We start from the raw sequence: 6,091 nt of genomic DNA on the forward strand, positions 1-6,091 counted from the left end.
GCGGCTTCGATCGCGCCGACGATCTCGGGGTCGTTCGGCTTCTGCTTCGGGCGGAAGCGGACGACCTCGCCGTCGGGCAGCACGAGGAACTTCTCGAAGTTCCACTCGACGCGCCCGGCCTTGCCTGCGGCGTCGGGGGTCTCCTTGAGCGTCTTGTACAGGTCGGTCGCGTTCTTCCCGTTGACCTTCACCTTGTCGGTGATCGGGAACGTCACGCCGTAGGTGGTGGAGCAGAACTCGAGGATCTGATCGACAGAGCCCGGCTCCTGGCCGAAGAACTGGTTGCAGGGGAAGCCGACGACGCTGAATCCGCGGTCGCCGTACAGCCGCTGCAGCTCCTCCAACTGCTCGTACTGCGGGGTGAGCCCGCACTTCGAGGCGACGTTGACCACGAGCACCACGTCAGCCCCGAGATCGTCCAAGGTCTTCTCGGTGCCGTCGGCGTCTCGGAAGGGGATGGAGCGGACTGCGGGATCGGTCATATTCACAGCTTAGGTCGATGCGCCGAGACCCGCTCCATGTCTGGGAGAATGGGGGAGACATGACTCTCGCCACTGCATCCGCTCGCACCCTGAACATCGGTCCGATCGCTCTCGACGTACCGGTCGTCCTCGCACCCATGGCGGGTATCACCAACACCGCGTTCCGCCGACTCTGCCGCGAATACGGTGCCGGGCTGTACGTCAGCGAGATGATCACGTCCCGCGCGCTGGTGGAGCGCAACGAGACGACCATGCGGCTGATCCGCCACCACGAGTCCGAGACCCCACGGTCGATCCAGCTGTACGGCGTCGACCCGCACACCATCTCCGAGGCCGTGCGCATCATCGTCGCCGAGGACCACGCCGATCACATCGATCTCAACTTCGGCTGCCCCGTGCCCAAGGTGACACGCAAGGGCGGGGGAGCGGCGCTGCCCTGGAAGAGCTCGCTGTTCTCGCAGATCGTCACGCAGGCTGTCAAAGCCGCAGGCGACATCCCGCTGACCGTCAAGATGCGCAAAGGCATCGACCCCGACCACCTCACCTTCCTCGACGCCGGACGCGCGGCCGAAGACGCCGGTGTCGCGTCGATCGCCCTGCACGCCCGCACGGCGAGCGAGTTCTACTCGGGCCACGCCGACTGGAACGCGATCGGCGAGCTCAAGCAGGCGGTGACGAGCGTTCCCGTGCTCGGCAACGGCGACATCTGGTCGGCCGACGATGCGGTGCGCATGATGCAGCAGACGGACTGCGACGGAGTGGTCGTCGGGCGCGGGTGTCTCGGTCGCCCGTGGCTCTTCGGCGAGCTGGCCGCGGCGTTCGGCGCGGAAGCGCACCCGGTAGACGCGACCCTGGGCTTCGTGGCCGATGCCTTCCGCCGGCATGCCGAGCTGCTCGTCGAGTTCTTCGAAGACGAGGATCGCGGATGCCGGGATGTCCGCAAGCACGTCGCGTGGTACTTCAAGGGCTATCCGGTCGGCGGTGACATCCGCACCGGACTCGCGACCGCATCCAGCCTTGCCGAGATCGATGAACTGCTCGGACGGCTCGATCACTCCGCTCCGTACCCGGGAGCGGACGCCGAGGGACAGCGCGGTCGGTCGGGACGCCCGAAACGTCCGGCCCTGCCGGACAAGTGGCTGGAGTCGCGGGAGCTCGCGGCATCGGCGTCGGAGATGATGCGAGGGGCGGAGATCGAGAACAGTGGTGGCTGATCCTCAGTCGGGCGCGTCCCAGCGGCGCGCCGACGGCTACGACCCGCGCGACGCCGAGCGCTTCTTCGCCGAGACCCACCGTTCCGAGCGCGACGATTTCGCCCGAGACCGCGCCCGTGTGCTCCACACCGCAGCCCTGCGTCGCCTGGCCGCGAAGACGCAGGTGCTCAGCCCGGCGAGCACCGCCGATTTCGCACGCAATCGTCTGACCCACTCGCTCGAGGTCGCACAGGTCGGCCGTGAACTCGCCACAGCGCTGGGCGTCTCCGCGGATGTGGTCGACACGGCATGCCTGAGCCATGATCTCGGTCATCCACCCTTCGGCCACAACGGAGAACGGGCGCTCAACGAGTGGGCGGCCGACATCGGAGGATTCGAGGGCAACGCGCAGTCTCTGCGCATCCTGACCCGCCTCGAGGCCAAGGTCATCGACGATTCCGGACAGTCGGTCGGGCTCAACCTCACGAGGGCGAGTCTCGACGCGACCTGCAAATATCCGTGGACCGTCGACAGCCCCGTTCCCGATCCCGGTGGTCGGCTCAAGTTCGGTGTGTACCCCGAGGACGAGGCCGTCTTCCGGTGGATGCGCGAGGGGGCGACGGGGCGTCTGCGCTGCATCGAGGCCGAGATCATGGACCTGTCTGACGACATCGGATACTCGGTGCACGACTTCGAGGATGCGATCGTCAACGGCTACGTCGACGTGGCCCAGCTCTCCGACCCTCGAGCGCACGACTCGCTGATCGACCGCATCCAGCAGTGGGTCGGCTACGACTTCACCAGGGACGAACTGGCGGACGCCCTCTATCGACTTGCGTCGCAGCCGATGTGGCTGACCTCTTTCGACAGGTCTCGTCACGACCTCGCGCGACTCAAGAACCTCACGAGCGACTTCATCGGACGCTTCGCCCGGGCCGCTGTCTCGGCCACGCGAGAGGCATACGCGGGGCCCGCGCTCGTGCGCTACAACGCGCACGTCGTCGTCCCTCGTGTCGTCGAAGCCGAGATCGCGGTGCTGAAGGGCATCATGGGCCAGGCCATCGTGACGATCGACGCCCGTAAAGGCGTCTACAAGGAGCAGCGACGCGTGCTCACTCGTCTCGCCGATGCGCTCTGGTCGACCGACGCGCTGTGGTCGGCCGGAGCCGACGTGCTCGAACCCGCATTCTCGGCGGACTTCCTCGCCGCGACCACCGATGCGGAGCGGGCGCGTGTCGTCGTGGACCAGATCGCGAGCCTCACCGACCAGAGTGCCATCGACTGGCACAACCGCCTCGTCGGCGAGATCGATCCCGCGGAGGTCGGCATCTGGAACCCGCGGCATGCGCGGCCCGGCGCTCGCGTGCACACGCCGCGGCAGGCGGTCGTCGAAGGGGCCGGCTGATGCCCCGCATCCGCCAGGCAGACGTCGACGAGGTCAAGGCCCGCACGAACATCGCCGACATCGTCGGAGAGCGCGTCGCGCTGAAATCCGCGGGCGTCGGCTCCCTCAAGGGGCTCTGCCCGTTCCACGACGAGAAGAGTCCGAGCTTCCATGTCCGACCACAGGTCGGCTATTACCACTGCTTCGGATGCGGTGAATCCGGCGACGTCTACTCGTTCCTCCGCGAGATGGACCACGTCAGCTTCACGGAAGCCGTCGAGCGGCTGGCCGGACGTATCGGGTACTCGCTTCACTACGAAGACGGCGGATCCGCCCCGGAGACGAGCGGACGCAGCCGTCTCTACGCCGCGAACACCGCGGCGGCGGAGTTCTTCCGAGGGCAGCTGCTCACGCCGGACGCGGAGGCAGGGCGACGTTTTCTCGGAGAGCGCGGTTTCGACGCGGGTGCCGCGGCGCATTTCGGTGTCGGCTTCGCCCCGCGCGGATGGGACGGCATGCTCAAGGCCCTCACCGCGCAGGGCTTCACCCGCGAGGAACTCAGCACCGCAGGGCTCGTGTCGACGGGGCAGCGGGGAGTGTACGACCGCTTCCGCGGACGCCTGGTGTGGCCCATCCGCGACGTCTCGGGTCAGACGATCGGGTTCGGTGCGCGCAAGCTGTTCGACGACGACCAGGGACCCAAGTACCTCAACACGCCTGAGACGCCCATCTACAAGAAGGCTCAGGTGCTGTACGGCCTCGACCTCGCCAAGCGCGACATCGCACGGGGGGATCCTCGCCGCGTCGTCGTCGTCGAGGGATACACCGACGTCATGGCCTGCCACCTGGCCGGGTTGACCACCGCGATCGCGACCTGCGGAACGGCTTTCGGCACGGATCACATCAAGGTTCTGCGGCGTGTGATGGGCGATGACAATGCGTCGGGTGAAGTCGTCTTCACCTTCGACGGCGACGAAGCCGGGCAGAAGGCCGCGCTGCGTGCCTTCACCGAGGACGACCGCTTCAACGCGCAGACCTTCGTCGCGGTGGCGCCCGACGGGCTGGATCCCTGCGACCTGCGGCTGCAGCGCGGCGACTCCGCCGTGCGGTCGCTCATGGACAGCAAGCAGCCGATGTTCGAGTTCGCCATCGACCGCAGGCTGGGCGGCTTCGACCTGTCGACGGTGGAGGGGCGCGTCGGCGCTCTGCGCGCCGCAGCGCCGATCGTCGCCGAGATCCGCGACCGGCTCCTGCGGCCGGGCTACGAGCGCGTGCTGGCACGCCGTCTCGGAATGGACCCCACCGAAGTGCACGGCGAGGTCGAGCGTGCCGCGCGGATGGCGTCTCAGGGCGGAAGGCAGGAGGCGTCTCGTCAGGACAGCACTCGTGACGAGAACCGGCCCGGCGGATCCGCCGTCACTGCCGTCACTCTGGCGAGCCTCCCGCGCACCGCCGACGCCGCGGTCGAGCGGGACGCGCTCATGGGAGCGCTGCAGTACGGGCACCGGGTCGACCAGGAACTGCTCGCCCGCGCACTGGAGCAGCCGTTCCGCACCCCCGGGCTCGACGCCGTGCGCGAAGCGGTGCGTGCCGCCCCCGACCGCACTCGAGCGGGCTGGGTGACGGAAGCGGTCAACGCGGTTCGTGAGCCCTATCGCTCGCTTGCCGGCGAGCTGTTGATGATGCCGTTCCCGGCGCGCAATGAAGAGGGTGCGGTCGCCTCGACGACCGATCTCGCCCGCCGCCTGATCCTCCGCGGGCTCGAGCACGAGAAGCAGGAGCTGCTGGGTGCCGTGCAGCGCGTGCCGGCGGACTCGGACGGCGGTCGCGCACTGCGCATGCGACTGCGCGATATCGACGTCGAGCGTCAGCGCTTCACCGAGTCGTAACGAGGCGCGCCTGTCTCAGCGGTGCAGGATGGGAACATGTCTGCCCGGATCGAATCCACCAACGCGATCGACTGCTCCGACCTGGTGATCGACCGGATCGGACACAGCGGGCCGACCCGCGCGATCGACGGAGTCACGTTCTCCCTCGCGCCCGGGGGACTCATCTGCGTCGCGGGCCCGACCGGCTCGGGAAAGTCCACGCTCGTGGCCGCTCTCGCCGGCTCGACGGACGCCTCCGTGCGCGTCGTGGGCGGGAGTGCACAGGTGTGCGGTGTCGACGTGCGTCGCCCGGGACGCAAGCATCGAGTGCTGACCTACCGCACCGGATTCGTGCCACAGGGAGCGGGCGCCGATCTGCCGCCCCAGCTGACCGTCAGCGAGGTCATCGCCGAGCCGATTCTCATCCGCGAGAAGCGGGTCAATACGAAGGCGCTCTCGATCCGTGTCGCGACGCTGCTCGACGAGCTCCACCTTCCGCTCGGACTCGCGGCGAAGTTCCCGTACGAGCTCAGCGCGGGCATGCGGCAACGGGTCGCGATCGCTCGGTCGTTCGTCCTCGAACCGCGGGTGCTCATCGCCGATGAGATACTCGCGAATCTCGACCTCGAGGTGCGGCCCGTCGTGTTCGACGCGATCACGCGTCGCCGCAAGGATGAGGGGATGGGCGCGCTGCTGGTCACGAACGACGCCGACTTCATCCGCGAGCTCAACGCAGAGACTCTGATGCTCCGATCCGGTCATGTCGTCGCTCGAGGTGTCGGCAAGGACCTGCTGTGGGCACCCAACGCGGAGGCCGATTCGCAGCCGTGAGCCGGCCTGACGACGACACGCCCGATGTCCCGCCGATGTCACGACCACGCGTCGGAGTTTGCTAGGATTGACGAGTTGCCCGCGCAGCGGAGCACATTCCTCGGTAGCTCAATTGGCAGAGCAGCCGGCTGTTAACCGGCAGGTTCTTGGTTCGAGTCCAAGCCGGGGAGCCAATACCCCCGATCTTCAACTGAAGGTCGGGGGTTTTCCCTTTTTCGGCGTTCTGTCGGGCGCGACCGAGCTGCCCGACACGCCTCGTCGCCGGCACAGAGAAGGGCCCCCCCCCCCCCGCGGGGGCCCAGGGCTGGGTGGGGTTGTCCGCTCCGCGCGCGG

5 protein-coding genes and 1 tRNA gene are annotated in these 6,091 nt (G+C 68.0%); 5 read left to right on the top strand and 1 reads right to left on the bottom strand.

The window, feature by feature from the left end; genetic code table 11:
* Positions 1-482, bottom strand: a 482-nt coding sequence (locus RWO82_RS14720; protein WP_314428279.1) for a glutathione peroxidase, incomplete at its 3' end; no start/stop codon positions are given.
* Positions 483-541: 59 nt separating this feature from the next.
* On the opposite strand from RWO82_RS14720, the gene dusB reads away from it, so the two are divergent.
* The 5 genes from dusB (at position 542) to RWO82_RS14745 (ending at position 5,931) form a co-directional block, all read left to right on the top strand.
* Positions 542-1,696, top strand: coding sequence for a tRNA dihydrouridine synthase DusB (gene dusB, locus RWO82_RS14725; RefSeq protein ID WP_314428280.1), 1,155 nt, complete (start codon positions 542-544; stop codon positions 1,694-1,696).
* Positions 1,686-3,080 carry a deoxyguanosinetriphosphate triphosphohydrolase gene (locus RWO82_RS14730; RefSeq protein WP_314428281.1) on the top strand — a complete coding sequence of 465 codons (1,395 nt, stop codon included), beginning with the start codon at positions 1,686-1,688 and terminating at the stop codon, positions 3,078-3,080. Before dusB ends, RWO82_RS14730 begins: the two co-directional genes overlap by 11 nt.
* The gene (gene dnaG / locus RWO82_RS14735) at positions 3,080-4,948 is read left to right on the top strand and encodes a DNA primase (protein ID WP_314428282.1); all 1,869 of its coding nucleotides are present in this window, start codon (positions 3,080-3,082) and stop codon (positions 4,946-4,948) included. Before RWO82_RS14730 ends, dnaG begins: the two co-directional genes overlap by 1 nt.
* Positions 4,949-4,984: 36 nt before the next feature.
* Positions 4,985-5,758, top strand: a complete 774-nt coding sequence (locus RWO82_RS14740; RefSeq protein ID WP_314428283.1) for an ATP-binding cassette domain-containing protein — start codon at positions 4,985-4,987, stop codon at positions 5,756-5,758.
* Between the two features lie 97 nt (positions 5,759-5,855).
* Positions 5,856-5,931 (top strand) — tRNA-Asn (locus RWO82_RS14745).
* The last annotated feature ends 160 nt before the right edge of the window (positions 5,932-6,091 follow it).

The sequence above is a fragment of the uncultured Microbacterium sp. genome (genome assembly GCF_963521645.1).
In the GTDB taxonomy this organism is placed as follows: domain Bacteria; phylum Actinomycetota; class Actinomycetes; order Actinomycetales; family Microbacteriaceae; genus Microbacterium.